Raw genomic sequence first — 23764 nt, 5'->3', positions numbered from 1 at the left:
GGGCGGGTACTTCCTGATGGAATGGGAGGCACCCGCCCTTGTGCTTTCCGCCACCCCGTATGGGGAAGGCAGCGCGATTGCGCATGTCCTGACCGGTGAATACGGCCTGTATCATGGTCTGGCCCGTGGGGGGGCATCCAGCCGGGGCCGGGCGGTATGGCAGACCGGCAACCTTGTCCGCGCGCGCTGGACCGCCCGCCTGCCTGAACAGCTGGGCAACATCACGGCGGAAACGGTCCATGCCTCCAGCGCGCGCATACTGGACGCCCCGCTGCCACTGGCCATGCTGGCATCATTATGTGCGCTGGCTGATGGCTGCCTGCCTGAACGCGAACCCCATCCCGCCATCTTTCAGGGACTGGCCAGCCTGCTGGCGCGAATCAGCCTCGACCCGCAATGGGCGGTGGCCGGGGCCATGCCCGAAATCGTGCGGTGGGAACTGCTCCTGCTGTCCGAACTTGGCTTCGGCCTGGACCTGACACACTGTGCCCTTGGCGGTAGGCGGGACGACCTGTGCTGGGTATCGCCGCGCACCGGGCGGGCGGTATCGGACGAACGCGCAGGCGAATGGCGCAGCCGCCTGCTGCCGCTGCCCGGTTTCTTGCTGCATCCCGATCAGGTCGGTACACCTGTGGACTGGTATGACGGGTTGCAGCTGACAGGGCATTTCCTGCAACGCGACGCCTTTGGCCAGCGGCATCGTCCCGTGCCCGAAGCCCGGTGCAGGCTGCTGGACATGATCGCGCGGGAGGCGGACATTCCCCCGCCGGATGCGTCGCCCGACGGGGCGACAGCCACCACCGAGTGATTACTACCATTGGACAAAGCGTAAAGTTTCGCTATCTGTTCACCTGCGGGAGGAAGATTGCATGCCTGTGGACACAACAGCTGGCCATATTGAAGATACCAAGCTGGCCGATGCGCTGAGTGAACGTTACCTGGCCTATGCCATGTCAACGATCATGTCGCGTTCGCTGCCCGATGTGCGTGACGGGCTGAAGCCGGTGCATCGTCGCATGATCTATGCGATGCAGCAGCTCAAGCTGGACCCGTCCGCCGGGTTCAAGAAATGCGCCCGCGTGGTCGGTGACGTGATCGGTAAATACCATCCGCATGGCGATGCTTCGGTTTACGAGGCGCTGGTGCGGCTGGCCCAGGATTTTGCCGTCCGCTACCCGCTGGTGGAAGGGCAGGGCAATTTTGGCTCGATCGACGGCGATAACGCCGCCGCCATGCGGTACACCGAATCCCGCCTGACCGAAGTCGCCAAGGCCCTGCTTGAAGGAATCGGTGAGGACTGCGTTGATTTCCGCCCCACCTATGATGGGGAAGAACAGGAACCTGTCGTCCTGCCTGCTGCTTTCCCCAACCTGCTGGCCAACGGGGCAGCGGGGATCGCGGTGGGCATGGCGACCTCCATCCCGCCTCATAACGTGGGTGAGATCTGTGCAGCCGCCCTTGCCCTGATCCGCAAGCCCGCCATGACCACGATCGAACTGCTGAAACACATGCCCGGTCCGGATTTCCCCACCGGCGGCAGTATCGTGGAAGACAGCGACGCTATTGCCCGCGCTTACGAGACAGGGCGCGGTTCCTTCCGCATCCGCTCGAAATGGGAAGTGGAGCAGGGGCGTTTTGGCACATGGCAGATCGTGGTGACCGAAATCCCGTATCAGGTGCAGAAATCCCGCCTGATCGAACAGGTCGCAGACCTGATGGAACAGAAGAAGCTACCCCTTCTGGCCGATATCCGCGATGAAAGCACAACCGATATCCGGCTGGTGTTGGAACCCAAGTCGCGCGGGATCGAACCTGCGGTGCTGATGGAAACCCTGTTCCGCGCAACGCAGCTGGAAAGCCGCTTTGGCCTGAACATGAACGTGCTGGGTGCCGATCAGGTGCCCGGCGTGCGCAGCCTGAAGGATGTGCTGCAGGCATGGCTGGACCACCGTCATGACGTGCTGCAGCGCCGTAGCGCCAACCGGCTGGCGGCGGTCAACCGGCGTCTGGAAATCCTTGACGGGTTCCTTGCAGTCTATCTCAATCTTGATGAGGTGATCCGCATTGTCCGTGAGGAGGACGACGCGAAGACGGCCCTGATCGCGACTTTCGACCTGACGGAACTGCAGGCGGAATCGGTGCTGAACATGCGCCTGCGCAGCCTGCGGCGGCTGGAGGAAATGGAAATCCGCGACGAGCATGCCAGGCTGAGCGCGGAAAAGCAGTCCCTGCACGACCTGCTGGAACAGGAAGGGTTGCGGTGGAAGCGCATCGCATCCGAAATCAGGGATATCCAGAAAACTTTCGGCAGTGGTGCCCTGGGCAGGCGGCGCAGTCTGCTGGCTGATGCGCCGGTTGAGATCGATGTCGAAGCCGCCCTGCCGGTCGAGCGTGACCCGCTGACGGTTATCCTGTCGCAGAAGGGCTGGATCCGTACCGTCCGTGGCCACGGGCAGGACCCCGAGGCCCTGAAATTCAAGGAAGGCGACGGTCTGGGCATGTCGGTCGAATGCCATAGCAATGACCGGCTGTGTGTTTTCGCGACTGACGGGCGCGCCTTTACGCTGCGTGTGGGCGACCTGCCGCGTGGACGCGGTGATGGCCAGCCCCTGCGCCTGATTATCGACCTCTCCAATGATGAGGACATCATTACGATGTTCCCCGTTGAGGACACGCGCAAACGCCTGCTGGCGTCCAGCACCGGGCGCGGCATGATCGTGGCGGAATCGGCCATGACGGCGGAAAAACGCACCGGCAAGCAGGTGCTGAACCTGAAGGATAACGAAAGCGCTCTGGTCTGTGTGCCAGCTACAGGCGACCATGTGCTGGTACTCGGCCAGAACCGGCGCATGCTGGTCTTCCCGCTGGATCAGCTGCCGGAAATGACGCGTGGCCTTGGCGTAATCTTGCAGAAATACAAGGATGGCGGCCTGCGTGATGCCGTCGTGTTCGCGGCTGATGTGGGTGTCGCGTGGCCCGATCCTGCCCGTACGCGTTCCTTTGCGGATCTGAAGGATTACCTGGGCAAGCGGTCTGACATGGGCAAAACGGCACCGGCCTGGGCCACGCGCAGACCGCGCGCCTGACGGGCTATTCCACCGGGCGGAACAGCCCGTCAGGCAGGAAGGCGCTTTCATGGGACTGATATTGCGCCAGGTCCAGATCGTGCCAAACGCCGCGGGTCATGATCTGGGCTGGGCGGAAACGGGCCTTGTAAGCCATTTTCCGGCTCTCACTGATCCAGTAGCCCAGATACAGGTGGGGCAGGCCAAGCGTGCGGGTGTATTCGATCAGGTGCATCACCGCGAATGTACCCAGTGAACGCTGCTGCAATGCGGGATCATAGAAGTCATAGACGGCGGACAGTCCGTCATCCAGCTGGTCCACCAGTGCCACGCAGGTCAGTCTGCCGTCACCATCGCGGAATTCGATCATGAAGGTCTCGATTGGCGTATCCTCGACCATGGCCCGGTAATCGGGAAAGGTCATGGACGCCATGTCGCCACCTTCGTGTCGGGTGGACTGGTACGCACTGAACAGGCTGAACTGTTCGGGTGTGGCGGCAGGGGGGATGCGTTGCGCGCGCAGCCCGGCATTGCGGCGCAGGGCGCGCAACTGAGTGCGGCCGGGGGTAAAGCGCGTCACGGGCACGCGTATGGGCGTGCAGGCGGTGCAGCCCGCGCAGACCGGGGCATAGGCAATGGTGTGACTGCGGCGGAATCCGGCCCGTGACAGGCGGTTATGGAACGGCACGGCGTCCGGTCCGCCAATCTCGGTCACGACCTTGCGTTCCATCCGTCCCGCCAGATAGGGACAGGGCATGGGGGCCGTCGTATAGAACAGCTGTGGATGCCGTGGCGATGTGTAGGTCATGCGCTCTCACCAGCCGGAAAACAGGAAACGGCAGTCCTGTAAACAGGAAAGACTGACTGCCCGTGGTTCCTGAACGGTTATCATATCCTTCCTGTTGCAGGCATCAACTATCCGGTCGTGCGCGCGTGGTTTTGTCGCGTTCAGGCGCGCAGCAGGCGGGCAGCGTCCAGCGCGAAATAGGTCAGGACGCCATTGGCACCCGCGCGGCGGAAGGCCATCAGGCTTTCCATGATGACGCGGTCACGGTCCAGCCAGCCATTCTGGATTGCAGCCATCAGCATCGCGTATTCGCCCGACACCTGATAGGCGAAGGTCGGCACCGCGAATTCCTGCCGCACGCGCGCGATGACATCCAGATACGGCATTCCCGGCTTGACCATCACCATGTCGGCCCCTTCGCTCAGGTCCATGGCGACTTCACGCAGGGCCTCATCCGTATTGGCGGGGTCCATCTGGTATGTCTTCTTGTCACCCGTCAGCAGGCCGCCCGACCCCAGCGCATCACGGAACGGGCCGTAGAAGGCGCTGGCATATTTGGCGGCGTAGGACATGATGCGGGTATTGACCAGTCCGCCCGCGTCCAGCGCGGTGCGGATGGACCCGACGCGCCCGTCCATCATGTCGGACGGCGCGATGATGTCGATTCCGGCCGCGGCCTGGTTCACGGCCTGTTTCACAAGGATTTCGACCGACGGGTCATTGACCACGTAGCCGTCTTCGATCAGTCCGTCATGGCCGTGGCTGGTATAGGGGTCCAGCGCCACGTCACCGATCAGGCCGATTTCAGGAAATTCCTTTTTCAGCAGGCGTGCCGCCCGACACATGAGGTTGTCGGGATTGGTTGCTTCCGTGCCTGCTTCATCGCGCAGGCTGGCCGGCGTGATGGGGAACAGCGCAAGGGCGGGAATGTCCAGCTTTGCCGCAGGTTCCACATGGGCTGCCAGCCGGTCGAGGCTGACGCGCTGCACGCCGGGCATGGAGGACACATCGGTGACCGAACCCGTGCCCTCGGTTACAAAGATCGGCCAGATCAGATTATCGGTCGATAGCGTGTTTTCAGACACCAGCCGCCGTGTGAACCGGTCGTGCCGGTTACGGCGCAGCCTTGTTTGGGGAAACTGACCGATATTCATCCAATCCAACTCCATCAGGGAAGGGGCGACTATGATCCCGTAGCCGCCCCGTGCCAAATTATGATCCGGTAATCCGTCCCGCGCGTTCAGGATTTCCCGCGCATGGCAGGTATGACCGCGCCCAGCCGGCTGTGGCGTATGCCATACAGCCCATACACAACCAGCCCGATCGCCAGCCAGACAACCAGCCGCAGCCATGTCAGCCCGTCCAGCGAGAGCATCATGATCCCGCAGCTCAAGATACCCGCCACCGGGATTGCGCTTCCGCCGGGCACCCGGAATGCACGCGGGCGGTCGGGTTCACGTACCCGCAGCACGATAACGCCCACGCATACGATGACAAAGGCCAGCAGCGTGCCGATGGATGTCATGTGCGCCAGCTGTTCGATCGGCAGGAAGGCGGCCAGCGTCCCCGTTACCCCCATGAAGAACAGGTGGCATACAACCGGGGTGCCCAGACGCGCATGCGTGCGTCCGAACATGGGTGGCAGCAGCCCGTCGCGCGCCATGGCAAAGAAGACCCGGCTCTGCCCCAGCAGCAGGACAAGGATGACCGACAGGAAGCCACATATGACGCCGATCTTGACCGCCGCCTGCAGCCAGCCAAAGGGCGTGTGGTCTATGGCGGTGGCCACGGGGGCGGCGTCGCCAATCATGTCGCGGTAATTCACCAGCCCGGTCAGCACGAAGGAAAAGGCGATATAGACCAGCGTGCAGATCGCAAGGCTGCCCATCAGGCCGATGGGCATGTCACGCCCGGGATTGCGCGTTTCCTGCGCCACGGTGGAAACGGCGTCAAACCCCAGATAGGCGAAGAAGATCGTCCCCGCCGCGCGCAGTATGCCCGACAGGCCGTAATGCCCGAACTCGCCGGTATTGGGGGGAATGAAGGGGGTGTAGTTCGCGGTCCTGATATAAGGCAGCCCGAAGCCGATCACGGCGGCGATGACCGTAAGCTTGATCGCTACTATGACGGCGTTCAGCCGCGCGGATTCCGAAATCCCGCGCATGAGCAGCACGGACAGCACCACGATGATGATGACGGCAGGCATATTGGCGATGCCATGGACGGGCTGGCCACCTGCCATGCCCACGACCTCGAACGGGGAGGCCGTGAGCCGGGGTGAAAGGTGGATGCCCCATCCCTCCAGCAGGGAGCGCATGTACCGCGCCCAGCTGACCGATACGGCGGACGCCCCCACCGTATATTCCAGCACGAGATCCCAGCCGATGATCCAGCCCATCAGTTCGCCAAGGGCTGCATAGGCATAAACATAGGCGCTGCCCGCTGCCGGGATCATGCCCGCCAGTTCCCCGTAACACAGTCCGGCAAAGGCGCACGCCACCGCCGCCAGCACGAACGATATGAGTACGGCAGGCCCGGCATTGCTGCCCGCGGCAACACCGGTCAGCGAGAAAAGGCCCGCCCCGATCGTGACCCCGACCCCCAGCGCCACCAGGCTGCCGGCGCCCAGGACGCGTTTCAGTCCCGCATCATCGGCTGGCGCGCCAACGGGCAGCCGACGCAGCAATGCGCGTGTAATGCCTGTGTTCATATTGCAACGCACGGGGCGGTATGGATGGGGGAAGGTAATGTAACAGGGGTCAAATCAGCCGGTCTCCATAATTTTGGCGTTGTCTTGACGCCACGATATGGCGCACATAGCAGGCCTGTTCCCATACGTGTCATGTCCGTTTGCCTACCCGGAAATGACAGGTGATCCAATGAATGGAGAGACATAACGGTGCCGGACCCCATCAGCCAGACTGACCTCAAGCAGTTTTTCCGCGCCCCACTGACCCAAGCCGACCCCGATGTCGCCGCGATTATCGATGCGGAACTGGTGCGTCAGCGTGACGGGATTGAACTGATTGCCAGCGAGAACATGGTCTCCGCCGCCGTCATGGCAGCACAGGGCAGCGTTCTGACCAACAAATACGCCGAAGGTTATCCCGGTCGCCGTTATTATGGTGGCTGCGTGGAAGTGGACAAGGTCGAGACCCTGGCCATTGAACGCGTCAAGACAATGTTCGGCGCGGAATTCGCCAACGTGCAGCCCCATTCGGGCGCCAATGCCAATCAGGCGGCCTTCATGGCCATGGTCAAGCCAGGTGATACCGTCATGGGCATGAGCCTTGCTGCCGGTGGCCACCTGACCCACGGTGCTGCTCCCAACTATTCCGGCAAATGGTTCAATGCGGTCCAGTACGGCGTGCGCAAGGAAGACGGCCTGCTGGATTATGAGGAAATGGAACGCCTTGCCCGCGCCGAAAAGCCGAAGCTGATCGTTGCCGGTGGGTCCGCCTATCCCCGTATCATCGATTTCGCCCGCTTTCGCGCCATTGCGGATGAAGTCGGCGCGTATCTCATGGTGGACATGGCCCATTTCGCGGGGCTGGTCGCGGCTGGCCTGTACCCGTCGCCCGTGCCACACGCGCATGTCGTGACGTCCACCACGCACAAGACCCTGCGCGGGCCGCGTGGCGGGCTGATCCTGACCAATGACGCGGATCTGGCGAAAAAGATCAACTCCGCCGTATTCCCCGGCCTGCAGGGCGGTCCGCTCATGCATGTGATCGCGGCCAAGGCCGTGGCGTTTGGTGAGGCGTTGCGTCCCGACTTCCATACCTATCAGGAAGCGGTGGCGAACAATGCCCGCGTGCTGGCGGAAACGCTGGTTCAGAGCGGCTTTGACATCGTGACCGGCGGTACGGACTGCCACCTGATTCTGGTAGACCTGCGGCCCAAGGGGGTGACGGGGCGTGCGGCGGAGCGTGCGCTGGAACGCGCGGGCATTACCGCCAACAAGAACGCCATTCCGTTCGATCCCGAAAAGCCCGCTGTCACATCGGGCATCCGCCTGGGCAGCCCGGCGGCGACGGCGCGCGGCTTTGGTGAAGAGGAGTTCCGTGAAGTTGGCCGCATGATCGACGATGTGCTGACTGCCCTTGCCAAAACTCCCGGGGAGGAAGGTTGCGCGACGACGGAACAGGCCGTGCACGAACGCGTCAAGGCGCTGTGCGCACGCTTCCCCATCTACGCCTGACCATGCTGATGGCCGCCTGTCCCGGTTACTGATCCGGGGCGGGCGGTTGCGTGCCCGTATCCACGCGGGCGAACCTTACGGCCGTATGACCACGGGCGGGACGCAGGTTGGGCATGACCAGCATGCACCGGTCATAGGGCGTGCGGATTTCATCACCGCCGTCATGCGCCACCACCGTGCCTGCATCAGCCACGACATGTCCGCTGTGAAAGGGCATAACGAAGCGGAACAGTCCCGTCCGCGCCGTTATCACATCCGTCACCATCATCTCCCGTCGCGGTAGCACGCCATCATTGGCGGGCAGGCCACAGCATGGCCCGATCAGGGATACGACCGCCTGCATGGTGCGTGTAACGGTTGCTTCGTGCCAGTGCTGGCCTGCTTCCAGCAGGCAGGCGGCGGCACTGCCGTTACTGAAGCGTGGATGATCGATCAGCCTGCATCCGCTACGGTGCCCCCGGTCGGCCACGCATACATCCACGCCACGAACGCGCCGCGCCATGGCCCGGCTTGTGGGCGACAGGCCTGAGAGTACCAGCGGATCCCCCGGCCACAACATGGAATGCAGGTCCAGCAGCCTGTCCGCCGTCAGGATGACCGGCAGCAGGATGCGCGCCCGGTCGAGTTCATATGACGTCTGTCGGCTGTCCAGCATGGCGGGGAACCAGACACGGTTCATGTCCTCGTCCACGCAGCGCGCGCGTACCGGGTCGCATGGGTCGAACTGGCGCATGGCCTCGGGGTTGGCGAAGACCAGCGACAGCCGTCCCGCACGCGGGCGGACGCGACGACGCAGCAGGCGGTCGAGCACGGTCGCACCCGCGAATTCATTGCCATGGATCAGGCTGACACAGACGATATGCGGGCCGGGCCTGCGCCCTTCGTAATGCATGACGCCGGGAATGCCGCAGTTACCCGCCAGCCACGGTGACAGGTCGGGTGGCGTGATGCCGATTTTCCATCGTGGCAGGCTGGATACTGGCGGGGGCAGGCGTTCCAGAAACGTGGTGGGCCGTGCCACGCGTACAGGCAGGCGTGGTGAATCATCCGGCCCATGTGTCATGCCCGGCAGGTCCGGTCGGTGGCCGTGCCACTCCCGTCATGCGCCGGGATATGTGACTGCATGGCATCGGTGTTCATCATGAAATCCAGTTTATCCAGCCTTTACTCCACGGCAAGACCATGGGGGCGGAGGGCGCATGACAAATGCATGAACCGATCCGTCATTCCGGCAGGCTGGCGATGCGGATGCGCTGTCCCGTCAGGCGTTCGATTTCCTTCAGCGCCTGACGTTCCTCCGGTGCGCACAGGGCGACGGCCACGCCGCGTCGCCCGGCACGCGCGGTGCGCCCGATGCGGTGGACATAGGCTTCGGGCTGTGCGGGGATGTCGTGGTTGATGACAAGGGCGATGTCATCAATGTCGATTCCCCGCGCCATGACATCGGTCGCCACCAGCACGCCCACGCGCCCCTGACGGAAGTCGCGCAGCATGCGCTCGCGCCGTGCCTGTGAATGTTCGCCATGGATCGCGACCGCAGGTGTCAGCGCGCTTATGCCGCGGGCAATGGTATCGGCTTCCTGTCGGGTGCGCACGAACACCATCACGCGCTGCATCCCATACTGTTTCAGGCAGGCCAGCGTCGCCTCCGCCTTGTGGCGGGTGGGCACGAAAATGGCGTATTGTGCAATGCGTGGCGCGGGGGCGTCCGCCACCTCCATGCTGATGCGCAACGGCCGGTGCAGCAGGCGGGCGGCCAGTTCGGCCATGGCCGGTGGAATGGTGGCGGAAAACAGCAATGTCTGGTGCTGCGCTGGCAGGGCGGCGGCAAGGGCCAGCATTTCTTCCGCAAATCCCGGCTCCAGCATGCGGTCGGCTTCATCCAGCACGAACTGCGCCACGGCGGACAGGTCCAGCTCGCCGCCACGAGCCAGATCGATCACCCGGCCCGGCGTGCCGACCACGATCGCGACCCCTTCGCCCAGCGTCCTGGCCTGCGCCACCCGCGCCGTGCCGCCAGTGGCCTGCAGGATGCGCAGGCCACTGCCACGGGCAAGGCCACGCAGCACGCCCGCCGTCTGTCCCGCCAGTTCGCGCGTGGGCGACAGGATCAGGCAGCGTACGCGGGTATTGTCCGCATCACCCGGCCGCATGAGGGTCGACAGGATGGGGGCGGCAAAGGCCATCGTCTTGCCGCTGCCGGTGCCCGCGCGGGCTTCCACATCCCGTCCGGCCATGACAGGGGGAATGACTTCGCGCTGGATCTGGGATGGCTGGTGCAGTCCCATGCGTGTCAGGGCGGCCACCACGCGGCCATCCAGCCCCATGCCGGAAAATGTCGGTTCTGTCTCACTCATTGTAGCCACTTAGCGTGCCTGAGCGATTGACAAAAGGGGCGGGGCATTGACGCCCCGGCCCCCGACCCGTCACATGGACGTATGGCAGCTTCCATTCCTACCGCCACCGTGATTGCGGCGGACCTTGCCGGCATGCGTTCACAGACCTTCGGACTGGCGCAACGTGCGGGGCTTGATCCCCACCTGCATGCGCTGGTCCCCCGCGGAATATGGCGACATGTCCCCGCCGCATGGTGGCCTGCTCCTTTGCGGGCGATCATGCCGCTTGGCCTTGGCCCGGATTACCGAGACCATCCGGTCATCAGCATCGGCGGCAGCGGGGGGGCCGTAGGTGCCGCGCTGCGCAGGCATGGCGCGCGCGTGATACAGGTGCAGAACCCGCGCCTGTCGCCCGCCCGCTTCGATCTGGTCATCGCCAATCGCCATGACCGGATTTCCGGCCCCAATGTCGTCCTGACGCGCACGGCGCTGCATGGGGTAACACCTGCGCTGCTGGATCAGGCGCGGCGGGAATGGACGCCGTTCCTGGCCCATCTCCCGCGCCCGCTGGTTGCCGTTCTGGTTGGTGGGGGAAATGGTCGTTTCCGTCTGGGGCGGGCGGAGGGGGCTGCCCTTGCCACACAGTTGGCCGCCATGATGCGGCGTGACCGGGTGGGCATTGCGCTGACGCCATCGCGTCGGACGGACCCGGAAGTATGCGGTGCACTGCAGCGCGCCCTGGCCGGGCCGGATGCGTGGGTATGGGACCAGACCGGCCCCAATCCATATATGGGCCTGCTCGCCTGTGCTGATGTGGTTGTCGTGACCATGGATAGCGTTTCCATGATTTCTGAAGCCGTGGCGACATCCGCCCCGGTCATGGTCGCCAGCCTGCCGGGCCGGTCGCGGCGGATCGGGCATTTCCTGCATGACCTGACACAGGCCGGTCGTATCCGGCCCTTTGCCGGGCGGCTGGAAACATGGCCTGTCACACCATTGGATGATACCGTCATGGCGGCGGAAGCCGTACGGCATTATCTGGGACTTGCAGCGGTGGTACAACAATAATTCTCCCGCTTGCGCCAGAAGTGGAATAAAACAGGCACATGCTAGGTATCCGGACTTTTGACCCGCGTTCAGGCGGCAATATGGCCTACAAGGCCCTGACCCATCCGCTGGCTGCGGAAAAGCTCGCTATCCTTTCCCGGTCCCTGCACGATGCGGGACCGGTTGCGATCTATGATCCGCATGACATGGTGGAAACCGTCATGGCGCTGCTGCCTGCACCCATTACGGTGGCAGGGGTGTACACCCATGATTCGCTGAAGGTCGGGCAGTCGCGTGCGGGCATGGCCCTGCGGCCGGTGGTGGATATGGCGCAGGGTGGGGTAAAGACCGTCTGGGCGCTGGATTTCAACCATGCCGTCATGGAAAGCCGTCTGTCCCGGCTGCTGCCCGAAGGCGGCGCGCTGCATACGCTGGAGGCGGTACGCCTGCCCCGGCATATGCTATCGGTCGGGCATGACTATCTGGACCGGCTGAACTTCGCCACCAATCTTGCCTTTTTCCGGGATACGGCGGCCCTGTCCACCCGTCTGGTCACCGCCAATTACTGGGCACGTTATGGTGCGCGGGCCGTGCGGCTGTGGCTGCGGCTGTTCGATCACGACGGGCAGGTGCTGAAGACATGGGATTACGATGTGCCGGGCGATGGTCAGGCCATCATCATCGACAGCGCCGATATCCGCAGTCGGTTCGGCCTGCCGGAGTTTACCGGGCAACTGTTCATCCATGCGCAGGGCATAGCAGGCCACGACGTGGTCAAATATGCGCTGGAGACACGTGGGGATGGCACGAACGCCAGCCTGTCGGTCACCCACGACGCCAATGCCTGGCCCGCCAACCGTTATGCCAACCTGCCTGCCCCGGCGGAGGGGGAGGACGTGGTCCTGTGGGTCCAGAACAGCCATGCCCTGCCCATTCCGTCCGGCAGCATGACGCTTAACCGCATGGGGCAGGATACACACATACCCATCCTGTCCGAACTGGCCCCGTACCAGACCATGGCCGTGCATATGCGCGACGTCTTTCCCGGGCTGTCATGGCCTGAACAGATCGAATTCCGTGCCGGTGGTCATGTCGTGCGCTCCCGTTATGAAATCACGCAGCACAACCGCACACGCATCGCCCACCTGAACGTGCAGCGCGCCGACCTGCAGCCTGATCCGGGCATTGCACGGCTGGACCCGCGTTTCTTTGGCCGGGGCTATCTGCTGCCGTTCCCGGTGCCCGATCCCGTGCGTTACCGTACGCTGCTGCTGCCATCACCCATGGCGGAAAGCCTGACCAGCCTGCCGGTAAGGGTGGACTGTTTCGATGGAGAGGGGACGGCTGGCCCGTCGCGCTTCATGGGCTGCCTGCCACGTGACCATGCGGTAGCGCTGGATGTCAGTGCGCTTGCAACCGGTTCGGGTCATGGGGAACTGCTGTACGATTTCCGTGACGGCGGGCAGGCGGATGGCTGGCTACATGCCCTGATCCGTTATGAGGACAGGCAGACCGGTCACGCATCAGAAACCAGTTTCGGGTCGCACATATTCAATACGGTCATGACCTATAAGGGGGAGCCGCAGTCCTATGTCGGCTCGCCCCCGGGGCTGAGCACGCGGCTGTTCCTGACGGCGGCGGGATGTGAGCCGTTCAGTTTCTGCAGGCTTATCTATCCCGTTTCGGCGACATGGCGCGCGTATTCGGATACGTCGCTGTACCTGCACGCGGCCGATGGTACGGTAATCGCACACGAAAAAATTGCCATTCCCATGTCCGGCTCGCGTGAGATATGGCCCCACCGTGTCTTTGGCCTGTCCACGCTGGTGCGTGCAGGAGAGGGTGCCTATGTCATCATCCGTGACACCACCTGCCGCCTGTTTGGCTATCACGGTCGCATGGCGGAGGGGGAGGGACGGTTTTCAATCGACCATATGTTCGGGTTCTGACCCTGACATATGGCCTGCCCGGTTCCATATGACAATGCGGGTGGCAGACCGGTTGCCAAAATCCGTGCCATGCTGCACGGATCGGGCCAGTAGAGGATGATCCGCCTGCCATGGCGAACTGACCGGAAGGGAACCTGACTGGACCATGATCGTACAGGACACCAATTTTTTCTGTGACATGCCTGCCGACATGAAATACCTGCGCGATCGTAATCCGCCGCAGAATTTCCTTGAACAGAACATGATATTCGTCCTGCCGCAGCGGCTGCGCAAGTTCCGGAAAAACCTGTTTCATGTCCGGCGGACAGATGCGGATGCCACCGTCTATGCACCCCTGTTTCAGGTGCGTTGCGTGACGGAACATGACCCGGTGCCCGAGGGCTATGACGGGCCGTTTGACGTCTTCCCGTTCTATACCAATCCCACCCGCAAACGGCGGCGTACGCTGGATTATTATGTGCTGTTCCTGTTCCAGGACAAGCTGTCCTATGTCAAATGCCGCGATGCGCTGGAAGATGTCCCGTCATGACGGAAGTGATGCGGGGAAACCGGACAGGATCTCCAGAAAGCAACAGGTCCGGCGTTTTCGCCGGGGCTGTCTGAAAAGGCTACAAATATAAAGCAGTTTTGGGTGACGCTTTTTTTAAAGTCAGCTCTAAAAAAATATTTCTATCAATAATTTAACGAAATTCAGCCCGTGCTGAATACGCGATCTGTCTGGAAGGCATCAGGGGCAGGCGGGCCATGAACCTAACGTATCAATTCATGTCCGCCATGGAACGACAACGGCAGAAGGCTGACAGTAGGGTTCTGGAATGTCCTGTGATCCGATCAGAATCGATGGAAGACGCGAATAATCCGGTATGACAGATCTGCCAGCGAACATGCAGTCAACATAGGGGATACGGGTTCGTACCCGGTCAACCGGATGGACCATTTGCTAACATGGTCTGCCTGACAGATGGCTTTAGGAAAGGAGAGAGACCGGATGGTGGGTGCGACAGGGATTGAACCTGTGACCCCCGCCGTGTGAAGGCGATGCTCTACCGCTGAGCTACGCACCCATCCGCTTCGGTGGGGCCTTATTAATCCAGCAGGGCATGGTGCGCAAGGGGGAAAAGATACAGAGGCGGCTATTTTCGACCCGGACGGCGGATACGGTAGGCCAGGGCTTCGGCAATATGGGGACGTTCGACATCTACGGTGCCGGACAGGTCGGCAATCGTCCGCGCCACACGCAGAAGACGGGTAAAGCCACGGGCGGAAAGATGCATCTTTTCAGATGCCTGCACCGAAAAATCACGGGCTGCAGCGGTTATGCGGAAATCATCTATCGGGGCTTCGGCATTGCGGGCTTCGCCCTGTCTGTCGTGCTGACGGGCCACGGCTTCCCTGACACGTGCGGCAACGGTGGCGCTGGGTTCGCCACCCGTGGTTTCGGCAATGCGGGTCAGGGGCATCGGTTCGACATGGACCGCCATGTCCACACGGTCCAGCAGGGGGCCGGACAGGCGGGCCTGATAATCCTCGCCACAACGCGGGGCCTTGCGGCATTCCTGCGCCGCATCACCCAGATAGCCGCATTTGCATGGATTCATCGCCGCGATCAGTTGGAAGCGGGCAGGGTAGGTAACATGGGCTGCGGCGCGGGCAATGGATATGGACCCCGTTTCCATGGGCTGGCGCAGGATTTCCAGCGCGGAGCGCGAGAATTCCGGCAGTTCATCTAAAAACAGCACACCGCGATGCGCCAGACTGACCTCGCCAGGGCGGGCGCGGGCGCCGCCACCACTCAATGCCGTGGGACTGCTGGAATGATGCGGGTCACGAAAAGGGGGACGGCAGACGGGCTGCCCATCTTTCAACAGGCCGCCAATGCTGTGGATCCGGCTGATTTCCAGCATCTCGGTGGGGGTAAGATCGGGCATGATGCCGGGCAGGCGCGCGGCCAGCATGGACTTGCCCGCACCTGGCGGTCCCACCATCAGCAGCGAATGCCGACCGGCGGCGGCAATTTCCAGCGCGCGGCGCGCGGTTTCCATGCCACGAATGTCGGCAAGGTCGGGCAGGGCGGTCAGCCCTTCATTCATGCGCGCAGGCAATTCAACCGGGTCGATGATCTGCTGCCCGCGGAAATGGTTCAGCAGTTCGGGCAGGGAACGGATGGCGAGGATATTCATATCCTCGCTGGCCCAGCGCGCTTCCACGCCCTGGCTGGCGGGGCAGATCAGTCCCAGCGACAGTCCGGCCGCCGTCATGGCGGCGGGCAGCACGCCGCATACGGGATTGACGCCGCCATCAAGCGACAGTTCACCCAGTGCAGCATAACGCTGCGCCATGTCACCTGGCAGCAGGCCCATGACCCCAAGCAGGGCAAGGGCGATGGGCAGGTCGAAATGCGATCCTTCCTTCATCAGGCTGGCGGGTACCAGATTGACCACGATCCGTTTGGCCGGCAGCGCGAGCCCCATGGCGGACAGGGCGGCGCGCACGCGTTCACGGGATTCATTGACGGCCTTGTCTGGCAGGCCCACGACAAGAAATGATGGCAGGCCAACGGATAGCTGGACCTCGACCTTGACCGGAACGGCTTCGATGCCGGAAAAGGCAAAGCCACAGATGGATGCAAGCGCCGTATCAGTCATGGTGTAATGATGCCGGATTGCGGACGGCTTGACCATTATGGAACATGGCCGAACGGGCCAGATTCTGGCGCGCAAGGAAATGCACGGCTATTTTTGTTGGCATAATATTTCTTATAAAACTTTTTGGTGCGGACGGGAGGGGACATGCCTGACGCCCCCATATCCTGTCCATCCCATTCCCTGTGCGCTTTCCTGCACAACACGGTCCCAGTTGACGTCATTCAGGATCTGGCACCTGTGATCCCTGTGACGGATAAGGCACAGTGACACGCGATGGCCACATCGCGTGTCACTTAAGTAAGATCCTTAACAGACAGTCTGAAATCCCTGCCTTTGAGAGGTGCTGTTTCAGACGCAGCCTCGTTGAAAAAAGCGGCATCCAAAAACGTTTATTCATTCAGGCTTCAGGCATCGTGAACCATGTCCAGATCGGCAAAACGCGTGAACTCCCCTTCGAAGAACAGGTGCACCGTCCCTGTCGGCCCATGACGCTGTTTTTCCAGAATCAGTTCAGCGCGGTTATGCGCAAGGTCCATCTTGCGCTGCCACTCCTCCATCGCCGTGTGGTACTTGTCCTGTGAGTCATAGGATGTTTCCTTGGGCTGGCGCTGCTGCAGGTAGTACTGGTCACGATAGACGAACATCACCGCATCGGCGTCCTGCTCGATCGATCCCGATTCACGCAGGTCCGACAGCATGGGACGCTTGTCTTCCCTGCTCTCCACCTGACGTGAAAGCTGCGACAGGGCTATGACCGGCACCGACAGCTCCTTGGCCAGCGCCTTGAGGCCCTGCGTGATCATGGAGATTTCCAGCACGCGGTTTTCCGCCCTGCTCCCCACCGATGGCCGCATGAGCTGCAGGTAATCGACCACCACCAGGCTCAACCCCTTGGTGCGCGCCAGCCGGCGGCAGCGCGTGCGCATGGCCGACAGCGTGATGGCGGGCGTGTCGTCAATATGCAGCGGCAGTTGCGCCAGTTCACGGCTGACCTGCACGAAGCGGTCGAATTCCTTCTGTCCCAGGTCGCCACGGCGGATCTTTTCGCCCGATACGCTGGCCTGTTCGGACAGGATACGCGTGGCCAGCTGTTCGGACGACATTTCCAGTGAAAAGATGGCAACCGATCCCTTGGGTTTGGCATCGGGCGGGGCGTCGCGTATCTCCTCCATGATCGCGCGCGCGGCGGAAAAGGCGATTTTGGTGGCAAGGGCTGTCTTGCCCATGGCCGGACGGCCCGCAAGGATCAGCAGATCGGACGGGTGCAGGCCGCCGGTTTTCTTGTCCAGGTCGCGCAGTCCGGTGGTCAGTCCCACCACGTCACCGCTGCGGTTGAAGGCCTGCTGCGCAATTTCCAGCGCATCCGCCAGAGCGCGGTCAAAGGACTGGAAGCCGCCATCCTGACCCTTTTCCGTCGCCAGCTTGAACAGGGCTTCCTCACTGGCGGCGATCTGGTTGGGACCATCCAGGTCGGGACGTGCGCCAAAGGCGTTGTTGACCACATCCTGCCCGATGTCGATCAACTGGCGGCGTATCCACGCATCATGGATCACGCGCCCGTAATCGGCGGCATTTATGATGCCGACCATGGATGTCAGCAGCTTGGCCAGATACGCCGTGCCGCCAACGGAATCCAGGACGCCGGTGTTCTCGAATTCGGCCCGCAGCGTAACCGGATCAGCCAGTTGCCCGCCTTCGATACGGCGGGAAATGGCGTCATAGATGCGGCCATTGACCTCGTTGGCGAAATGCGCGCCGGTCAGGAAGTCGGACACGCGGTCATACGCACGGTTATTGGTCAGCAGGGCGCCCAGCAGCGCCTGTTCCGCCTGCACGTTGGCAGGCGGCAGGCGTTGCGAGACGCCAAGGAGCGAGTCCTTTTGTCCGGACTCAGCGGAGGGGGGATTCTTGATCGTATTCACCCGCCCATCCTACCTGATCCGCCCATGCGACAGGAAGGGGCATGATGGGCTGCGTATGGGCGTCGCACGCGTCAGCCGCGACGTGTGCGCACCAGCCCTTCAGCGCGGCGGATGACGGAAGTGGCCATGGCATGGACCGTATCCGGCCCGTACCGTTGCAGGATATCGTGTCGGGCCGCCCTGCCAGTCCGCATGCACAGGTCGGGACGTGCGTAAAGGTGGAGGATCTGTGCGGCAAGGGTTTCTGGCGTCGAGGCAGCCAGAAGAAACCCGTTGGCCCCGTCACGGATGATGTCGGGAATGGCGCCCACGGGTGTGGCGATGACCGGCAGTCCCATCTGCATGGCTTCATGGACCGCGATGCACAGTCCCTCGAAATGGGAAGGCTGTACATATACATGTAGCTTGCGGCAGAATTCCAGCGGGTCCGGCTGAAAGCCTTCGAAACTGATGGCGTCCGCAGCCTCCCGGGCCGCCAGCGCCTGCAGCGCCATCATCTGCGACCCGCTGCCACACAGCGACAGGTGAATGCGTGCATCGGGTCGGGTGGCGCGGATGACGCCCATCGCGCGCACCAGCAGCTGCATGTTTTTTTCCGATTCCAGCCGTCCCAGCGACCCGACATGAAAGACCGCGTCCCCCTGCCCGTCCCATGGCGTGGCCGGTGGTATGTCCGCTTCGGCCATGAACAGCGGCCATGTGCAGATCCGCTCCGGTGGCAGGCCCAACTGGCTGCGGGTGACGCGGGCCACGTATTCGGAATCGGCCACCCAGAATGCGCTCAGGTGACGGGTGCGGCGCAGCATGAAGCGGTTGGCGGGCTTGAGGAACGCGCTGTGCTGCCAGCTGACCACGGGAATGCGCAGCATCCTGCCGATGGCCTGACCATACAGGGTCGCGCGGGTCAGCGATGTCCATAGCAGGTCGGGCCGGTTGGCGCGGACATAACGCAACACCTGCCCCAGTGATGCGAAGCGTGCGGGATCGCGGTCATCCACGATGTGGTAATCGATTCCGGCAGCCTCCAGCCAGGCAACGGCGTTGCCGGCCTTGCGCGCCAGCGCCACGACCCGGACCTCGTGCCCGCAGGCGCGCATCATCCCGATCACGGCAGGCAATGGTCGCTCGGCCCCGCCGCCATTCAGGCTGTTAATAAGATAGAGGATACGCATTCATTACCAACAACAGATCCGGCCAGGGCTGTCCCTGCCGTCATTTTTCGGGACCGGAACACCGGATATGCAACGGCGGAAAGGCTTAATAGGGCAGTTTTCCCCATTAGAAAACAGCGACCGGGTATTGGAAGTGCAAATTACCCGCCCGCAATGCCTGCCCTGACCTGTGTCAACCGCAGGTTCGCAGTATTGACGGGTTGTATGATCCTGCGTTTCTGATTACGCGTCGTGGATACTTTCCGTGGAAAATGGTTCATGACCGTACTCAATAATACGACCCTGCCCCATCTGCCGGGCAATATCATCGTGCCTGCCTATGACCGCAGCAGGGTAACGCCCGGTATTGCCCATATCAGCGTGGGCAATTTCCATCGTGCCCATCAGGCGGTTTACATGGACCGTGTGCTGGACCGTCCCGGTCAGGCCGACTGGGGGCTGCTGGGCATAGGGTTGATGGAAAACCCGCACGAGGCCGAAAAGGCACAGGACATGGCGGCACAGGACTGCCTGTATTCCCTGACCGAATGCGCCCCCGACATGCCCAATGTGGTGCGGGTGATCGGTTCCATTACAGAATACATGTATGCACCCGCCGACCGCGCGGCCACCATCGCGCGGCTGGCTGATCCCGCGATCCGCATTGTCAGCATGACCGTGACCGAAGGCGGCTACTATGTTGATGAAAACGGTGTCTTTCCCATCGATCATCCCCTGATCGCCGAGGACCTGAAGCGCGAGGTGCCGCATACCGTATTCGGCCTGCTGACCGAGGCGCTGCGCAAACGGCGCGAAAGTGGTGCCGGCCCGTTTACCATCCTGTCATGTGACAACCTGCCCCAGAATGGCCATGTCGCCCGCACGGCCGTCCTGGGCTGGGCGCGTGCGCGTGACGCGGGCCTTGCGCAGTGGATGGAGGAAAACGTCACCTTCCCCTGCACCATGGTCGATCGCATTACGCCTGCCGTCCATCCCGATGATATCCGTCGGCTTGATGCGGAAAGCGGGATTGATGACCGCATTCCCGTTTTCTGCGAGGATTTCATCCAGTGGGTGGTGGAGGACAAATTCTGCGCCGGTCGCCCTGAACTCGATGCTGTCGGTGTGCAGTTCACGGATAATGTCCAGCCGTATGAGGAGGTGAAGCTGCATATGCTCAATGCCTCCCACTCGCTGCTGGGGCTGTCTGGCGTGCTGTCGGGCTATCGTGTGGTCAGTGAAATCATGGAAGACCTGAACGAAGTCACGCTGGTCGAGCAGTACCTCGCCTTTGACGCGGAACCCCTGCTGCACGCGCCACCGGGCATGGCGCTGACCGAATACGGCCGGCGCCTGCTGCACCGCTTCCGCAACCGGGCAATCAGTGACCAGCTTCTGCGTATCGCATCCGACAGTACGTCCAAGCTGCCCATGTTCATCAAGAGCACGGCCATGGGCGTGATCGCGCATGAGCGCCCCGTGGAGCGCATCGCCTTTGTCGTGGCCTGTTACGCCGAATACCTGCGTGGCCATGATGACAGGGGACAGGCCTACGCCATTGTCGAACCGCACCTGACCGATGACGACCGGGTGAAAGCGGCCTCGCCACGGCTGGGGGATGCGCTGGACATGAGCGCCTTTGCCGGGTGGGAACTGGGTGACAGTCCTGGATTCGTGCAGGCTTACCTGACCATGCGGCAGTCCATCCGGGCCAATGGCACGCGGGCGACGCTGGCGACAGTTGTATCCAGTGGGAAATAGCCGTTCAGGGTGCTGAAAATGCATCCTGAAATATTCGGACACACGATTTATTCATAAAGTTAGGCTTGACCCGGAGGGAAGTCCTACGTTTTCTCATGGGAGAATGTTCGGATTGTATCACGGTAATCAGGAAAACTTATGAATAGCCTTATACGCTCGGCTCCCCTTCTGGTGGCTGCCATAGCCGTCTGCGCACTGACAGGTCTTTACCTGTTGGGCGGTGGTCTGTGGCTGTGTCTCATTGGGGGTTCATTTTACTATGTTGTCGCGGGTGTCCTGCTTCTGGTGACGGCATTCCTGCTGTTCCGGCGGCAGGCATCCGCGCTTACGGTCTATGCGGTCCTGCTGCTCGGCACGATGGCATGGGCCGTCAATGAAGCCGGGTTTGACTTCTGGGCGCTGGCGCCGCGTGGGGATATCCTTGTCCCCATCGGTATCGTGCTGGCGCTGCCGTGGGTGACGCGGCACCTGCAGCCTGCAGGCATGGGCGCGCGCGTGCCGCTGCTGGGGGCCATTGGCGCTGCCGTGGTCGTGGTGGGTTTCGCCCTGACGGGTGATCCGCAGGATATCGCGGGCAACCTGCCGCCGGTGGCCAAGGATGCCCCCGAACCCGGTGATGCCCACCAGATGCCTGATGGCGACTGGCAGGCCTATGGGCGCACGCAGTTCGGGGACCGTTTCTCTCCGCTCAAACAGATTAATGCCGATAATGTCAGCAGGCTGAAGGTTGCGTGGACATTCCGCACCGGCGACCTGCGTGGCCCCAATGACCCCGGTGAAATCACCGATGAGGTCACACCCATCAAGATCCGTGATACGCTGTACCTGTGCACACCCCACCAGATCCTGTTCGCCCTTGATGCAAAAACGGGCAGGCAGCGGTGGAAGTTCGATCCCAAGCTGGCGTACAACCCCACCTTCCAGCACCTGACCTGCCGTGGCGTGTCCTATCACGAGGACAGGGCCGAAGCGCAGACCAATGAAGCCGCCACGCCCCCTGTGGAATGCGCGCGCCGCATTTTCCTGCCCACCAATGACGGGCAGCTGTTCGCTCTGGATGCCGAAACCGGCGCGCGCTGCGCCAGCTTTGGCAACAACGGCGTTGTGGACCTGCGTGACGGAATGCCCGTCAAGACGCTGGGTTTTTACGAACCCACATCTCCCCCTGTCGTGACCGATACCACCGTGATCGTGTCCGGTGCGGTGACCGACAATTATTCCACGCATGAACCCTCAGGTGTCACGCGCGGGTTCGACGTGCATACCGGCGCGCTGAAATGGGCGTTCGATCCCGGCAATCCCGACCCGAACGAAATGCCGTCCGAACACCACACTTTCGTGCCCAATTCCCCCAATTCGTGGATCACGTCGTCCTATGACGCCAATCTGGACCTGATCTACATCCCGATGGGTGTGCAGACGCCCGATATCTGGGGCGGCAACCGCGGCGCGGATGCCGAACGCTATGCCAGTTCGATCGTGGCGCTGAATGCCTCCACCGGCAAGCTGGTATGGTCTTACCAGACCGTTCATCATGACCTGTGGGACATGGACATCCCCGCCCAGCCCAGCCTGGTCGATATCCGCAACGAACAGGGTGAGGTCATTCCCACGCTGTATGCCCCGGCCAAGACCGGCAACATCTTCGTGCTGGACCGTCGCAATGGCCATCTGGTCGTGCCTGCGCCCGAACGGCCCGTGCCGCAGGGGGCTGCACCCGGCGATCACCTGTCGCCCACGCAGCCTTTCTCCCAGCTGACCTTCCGTCCCAGCAAGCTGCTGACCGATGCCGACATGTGGGGCGGCACGATGTATGACCAGCTGGTCTGCCGCATCATGTTCCACCGCCTGCGCTATGATGGCACGTTCACGCCGCCGTCCCTGCAGGGTACGCTGGTGTTTCCCGGTAACCTGGGCATGTTTGAATGGGGTGGCCTTGCAGTTGACCCCGTGCGCCAGATCGCGATCGCCAACCCCATCGCCATCCCGTTCGTGTCCAGGCTGATCCCGCGTGGCCCGAACAATCCGGCAACGCCTGACAAGTCCCTGCCCTCGGGCAGCGAAAGTGGCGTGCAGCCGCAGTTTGGCGTGCCCTATGGTGTAGACCTGCACCCGTTCCTGTCGCCATTCGGCCTGCCGTGCAAGCAACCTGCATGGGGTTACATGTCCGGGATCGACCTGCGTACCAACAAGATCGTGTGGAAGCACCGCAACGGCACGATCCGCGATAGCGCGCCGCTGCCCCTGCCCATCAAGATGGGTGTGCCCAGCCTTGGCGGCCCGCTGACCACGGCGGGTGGGGTCGCGTTCCTGACCTCCACACTGGATTACTACATCCGTGCGTATGACGTGACCAACGGCCGCGTGCTGTGGCAGGACCGCCTGCCCGCAGGTGGCCAGTCCACCCCCATGACCTATGCGGTGGATGGCAAGCAGTACATCGTGACTGCCGATGGTGGCCACGGATCATTCGGCACGAAGCTGGGTGACTACATCGTCGCCTACAGTCTGCCTGACCAGAACTGAGCCGTGCAGAGCCGGGGAAGGATTTTTTCCTTCCCCGGCTTGACATGGCCGGTTCTATCTATATTCATTGGTATATAGATATTGCTGTGACAGGACACTGCAAACCCATTTATTCAGGGGTTTGCGGTGGTCCTGCTATATTCATATTATAAATAAATAACTCTTATTACAGCTTTGATCTTACGCGCCCCCAAACGGCTTGATTAGGAAACGGTAATACAAAGTTTCCGCCGTGGCGCCGATGTTCCCGCACATCCGGCAGTTCCGGTGCCTTCAGGACGGCGCAACGATGCGCTGTTTCTTGTGTTTCGCGCCATACCGGCACTGGAACCGGGCGGATGATACGGGGTGATATGATGACTTTCACAACCGCG

At 62.2% G+C, this 23764-nt stretch carries 16 protein-coding genes and 1 tRNA gene; 8 read left to right on the top strand and 9 right to left on the bottom strand.

Features of this window, described 5'->3' with window-relative positions:
- Nucleotides 1-16 precede the first annotated feature (16 nt).
- Nucleotides 17-808, top strand: a complete 792-nt coding sequence (recO, locus tag MSKU9_RS04705; protein WP_141260172.1) for a DNA repair protein RecO — start codon at nt 17-19, stop codon at nt 806-808.
- A 61-nt stretch (nt 809-869) separates the two neighbouring features.
- Nucleotides 870-3086 (top strand): DNA topoisomerase IV subunit A, encoded by a 2217-nt coding sequence (gene parC / locus MSKU9_RS04700; RefSeq protein WP_141260171.1) that lies wholly within the window; start codon nt 870-872, stop codon nt 3084-3086.
- 4 nt (nt 3087-3090) lie between these two features.
- On the opposite strand, the gene MSKU9_RS04695 is transcribed toward parC, so the two are convergent.
- The 3 genes from MSKU9_RS04695 to MSKU9_RS04685 all read right to left on the bottom strand — a co-directional run bounded on the left by MSKU9_RS04695 (nt 3091) and on the right by MSKU9_RS04685 (nt 6562).
- On the bottom strand, nt 3091-3873 hold the full coding sequence (locus MSKU9_RS04695; RefSeq protein ID WP_141260170.1) for an arginyltransferase: 783 nt from the start codon (nt 3871-3873) through the stop codon (nt 3091-3093).
- A 140-nt stretch (nt 3874-4013) separates the two neighbouring features.
- Nucleotides 4014-5006 (bottom strand): porphobilinogen synthase, encoded by a 993-nt coding sequence (hemB, locus tag MSKU9_RS04690; protein ID WP_141260169.1) that lies wholly within the window; start codon nt 5004-5006, stop codon nt 4014-4016.
- Nucleotides 5007-5092: 86 nt separating this feature from the next.
- Nucleotides 5093-6562, bottom strand: coding sequence for an amino acid permease (locus MSKU9_RS04685; protein ID WP_193557633.1), 1470 nt, complete (start codon nt 6560-6562; stop codon nt 5093-5095).
- A 201-nt stretch (nt 6563-6763) separates the two neighbouring features.
- Between MSKU9_RS04685 and glyA the strand changes: the two genes are divergently transcribed.
- Nucleotides 6764-8053 carry a serine hydroxymethyltransferase gene (glyA, locus tag MSKU9_RS04680; RefSeq protein ID WP_305067308.1) on the top strand — a complete coding sequence of 430 codons (1290 nt, stop codon included), beginning with the start codon at nt 6764-6766 and terminating at the stop codon, nt 8051-8053.
- 25 nt (nt 8054-8078) lie between these two features.
- Here glyA and MSKU9_RS04675 read toward each other — a convergent pair whose 3' ends face one another.
- Nucleotides 8079-9116 (bottom strand): M14 family metallopeptidase, encoded by a 1038-nt coding sequence (locus tag MSKU9_RS04675; protein WP_141260167.1) that lies wholly within the window; start codon nt 9114-9116, stop codon nt 8079-8081.
- Nucleotides 9117-9276: 160 nt separating this feature from the next.
- The gene (locus MSKU9_RS04670) at nt 9277-10380 is read right to left on the bottom strand and encodes a DEAD/DEAH box helicase (protein WP_141260220.1); all 1104 of its coding nucleotides are present in this window, start codon (nt 10378-10380) and stop codon (nt 9277-9279) included.
- 111 nt (nt 10381-10491) lie between these two features.
- Between MSKU9_RS04670 and MSKU9_RS04665 the strand changes: the two genes are divergently transcribed.
- From MSKU9_RS04665 to MSKU9_RS04655, 3 genes are all read left to right on the top strand, one after another.
- Complete coding sequence (locus MSKU9_RS04665) at nt 10492-11457, top strand: mitochondrial fission ELM1 family protein (protein WP_141260166.1); 966 nt, start codon at nt 10492-10494, stop codon at nt 11455-11457.
- A gap of 38 nt (nt 11458-11495) precedes the next feature.
- Nucleotides 11496-13385 carry a hypothetical protein gene (locus MSKU9_RS04660; protein WP_141260165.1) on the top strand — a complete coding sequence of 630 codons (1890 nt, stop codon included), beginning with the start codon at nt 11496-11498 and terminating at the stop codon, nt 13383-13385.
- 145 nt (nt 13386-13530) lie between these two features.
- Nucleotides 13531-13914, top strand: coding sequence for a hypothetical protein (locus tag MSKU9_RS04655; protein ID WP_141260164.1), 384 nt, complete (start codon nt 13531-13533; stop codon nt 13912-13914).
- 460 nt (nt 13915-14374) lie between these two features.
- Here MSKU9_RS04655 and MSKU9_RS04650 read toward each other — a convergent pair.
- The 4 genes from MSKU9_RS04650 to MSKU9_RS04635 all read right to left on the bottom strand — a co-directional run bounded on the left by MSKU9_RS04650 (nt 14375) and on the right by MSKU9_RS04635 (nt 19124).
- Nucleotides 14375-14449 (bottom strand) — tRNA-Val (locus tag MSKU9_RS04650).
- A 69-nt stretch (nt 14450-14518) separates the two neighbouring features.
- On the bottom strand, nt 14519-16030 hold the full coding sequence (locus tag MSKU9_RS04645) for a YifB family Mg chelatase-like AAA ATPase (RefSeq protein ID WP_141260163.1): 1512 nt from the start codon (nt 16028-16030) through the stop codon (nt 14519-14521).
- A gap of 404 nt (nt 16031-16434) precedes the next feature.
- The gene (locus MSKU9_RS04640) at nt 16435-17952 is read right to left on the bottom strand and encodes a replicative DNA helicase (protein WP_141260162.1); all 1518 of its coding nucleotides are present in this window, start codon (nt 17950-17952) and stop codon (nt 16435-16437) included.
- A 71-nt stretch (nt 17953-18023) separates the two neighbouring features.
- Nucleotides 18024-19124, bottom strand: coding sequence for a glycosyltransferase family 4 protein (locus MSKU9_RS04635; RefSeq protein WP_141260161.1), 1101 nt, complete (start codon nt 19122-19124; stop codon nt 18024-18026).
- Nucleotides 19125-19382: 258 nt separating this feature from the next.
- Between MSKU9_RS04635 and MSKU9_RS04630 the strand changes: the two genes are divergently transcribed.
- Nucleotides 19383-20864: a mannitol dehydrogenase family protein gene (locus tag MSKU9_RS04630; RefSeq protein WP_141260160.1), complete on the top strand. Its 1482-nt coding sequence runs from the start codon at nt 19383-19385 to the stop codon at nt 20862-20864.
- Between the two features lie 138 nt (nt 20865-21002).
- Nucleotides 21003-23390, top strand: coding sequence for a glucose/quinate/shikimate family membrane-bound PQQ-dependent dehydrogenase (locus MSKU9_RS04625; protein ID WP_141260159.1), 2388 nt, complete (start codon nt 21003-21005; stop codon nt 23388-23390).
- Nucleotides 23391-23764: the final 374 nt, after the last annotated feature.

It is taken from the genome of Komagataeibacter diospyri, assembly GCF_006538165.1.
Taxonomy (GTDB): Bacteria; Pseudomonadota; Alphaproteobacteria; order Acetobacterales; family Acetobacteraceae; genus Komagataeibacter; species Komagataeibacter diospyri.
Note: the sequence above shows the minus strand (reverse complement) of the source record. Positions and strands in the feature narration are given on the sequence as shown.

Excerpts from the sequence above, each read along its gene's own strand:
- recO (WP_141260172.1), top strand. The coding sequence starts at position 17 with ATGGAATGGGAGGCACCCGCCCTTGTGCTTTCCGCCACCCCGTATGGG.
- parC (WP_141260171.1), top strand. The coding sequence starts at position 870 with ATGCCTGTGGACACAACAGCTGGCCATATTGAAGATACCAAGCTGGCC.
- MSKU9_RS04695 (WP_141260170.1), bottom strand. The coding sequence starts at position 3,873 with ATGACCTACACATCGCCACGGCATCCACAGCTGTTCTATACGACGGCC.
- hemB (WP_141260169.1), bottom strand. The coding sequence starts at position 5,006 with ATGAATATCGGTCAGTTTCCCCAAACAAGGCTGCGCCGTAACCGGCAC.
- MSKU9_RS04685 (WP_193557633.1), bottom strand. The coding sequence starts at position 6,562 with ATGAACACAGGCATTACACGCGCATTGCTGCGTCGGCTGCCCGTTGGC.
- MSKU9_RS04675 (WP_141260167.1), bottom strand. The coding sequence starts at position 9,116 with ATGACACATGGGCCGGATGATTCACCACGCCTGCCTGTACGCGTGGCA.
- MSKU9_RS04670 (WP_141260220.1), bottom strand. The coding sequence starts at position 10,380 with ATGGGGCTGGATGGCCGCGTGGTGGCCGCCCTGACACGCATGGGACTG.
- MSKU9_RS04665 (WP_141260166.1), top strand. The coding sequence starts at position 10,492 with ATGGCAGCTTCCATTCCTACCGCCACCGTGATTGCGGCGGACCTTGCC.
- MSKU9_RS04660 (WP_141260165.1), top strand. The coding sequence starts at position 11,496 with ATGCTAGGTATCCGGACTTTTGACCCGCGTTCAGGCGGCAATATGGCC.
- MSKU9_RS04655 (WP_141260164.1), top strand. The coding sequence starts at position 13,531 with ATGATCGTACAGGACACCAATTTTTTCTGTGACATGCCTGCCGACATG.
- MSKU9_RS04645 (WP_141260163.1), bottom strand. The coding sequence starts at position 16,030 with ATGACTGATACGGCGCTTGCATCCATCTGTGGCTTTGCCTTTTCCGGC.
- MSKU9_RS04635 (WP_141260161.1), bottom strand. The coding sequence starts at position 19,124 with ATGCGTATCCTCTATCTTATTAACAGCCTGAATGGCGGCGGGGCCGAG.
- MSKU9_RS04630 (WP_141260160.1), top strand. The coding sequence starts at position 19,383 with ATGACCGTACTCAATAATACGACCCTGCCCCATCTGCCGGGCAATATC.
- MSKU9_RS04625 (WP_141260159.1), top strand. The coding sequence starts at position 21,003 with ATGAATAGCCTTATACGCTCGGCTCCCCTTCTGGTGGCTGCCATAGCC.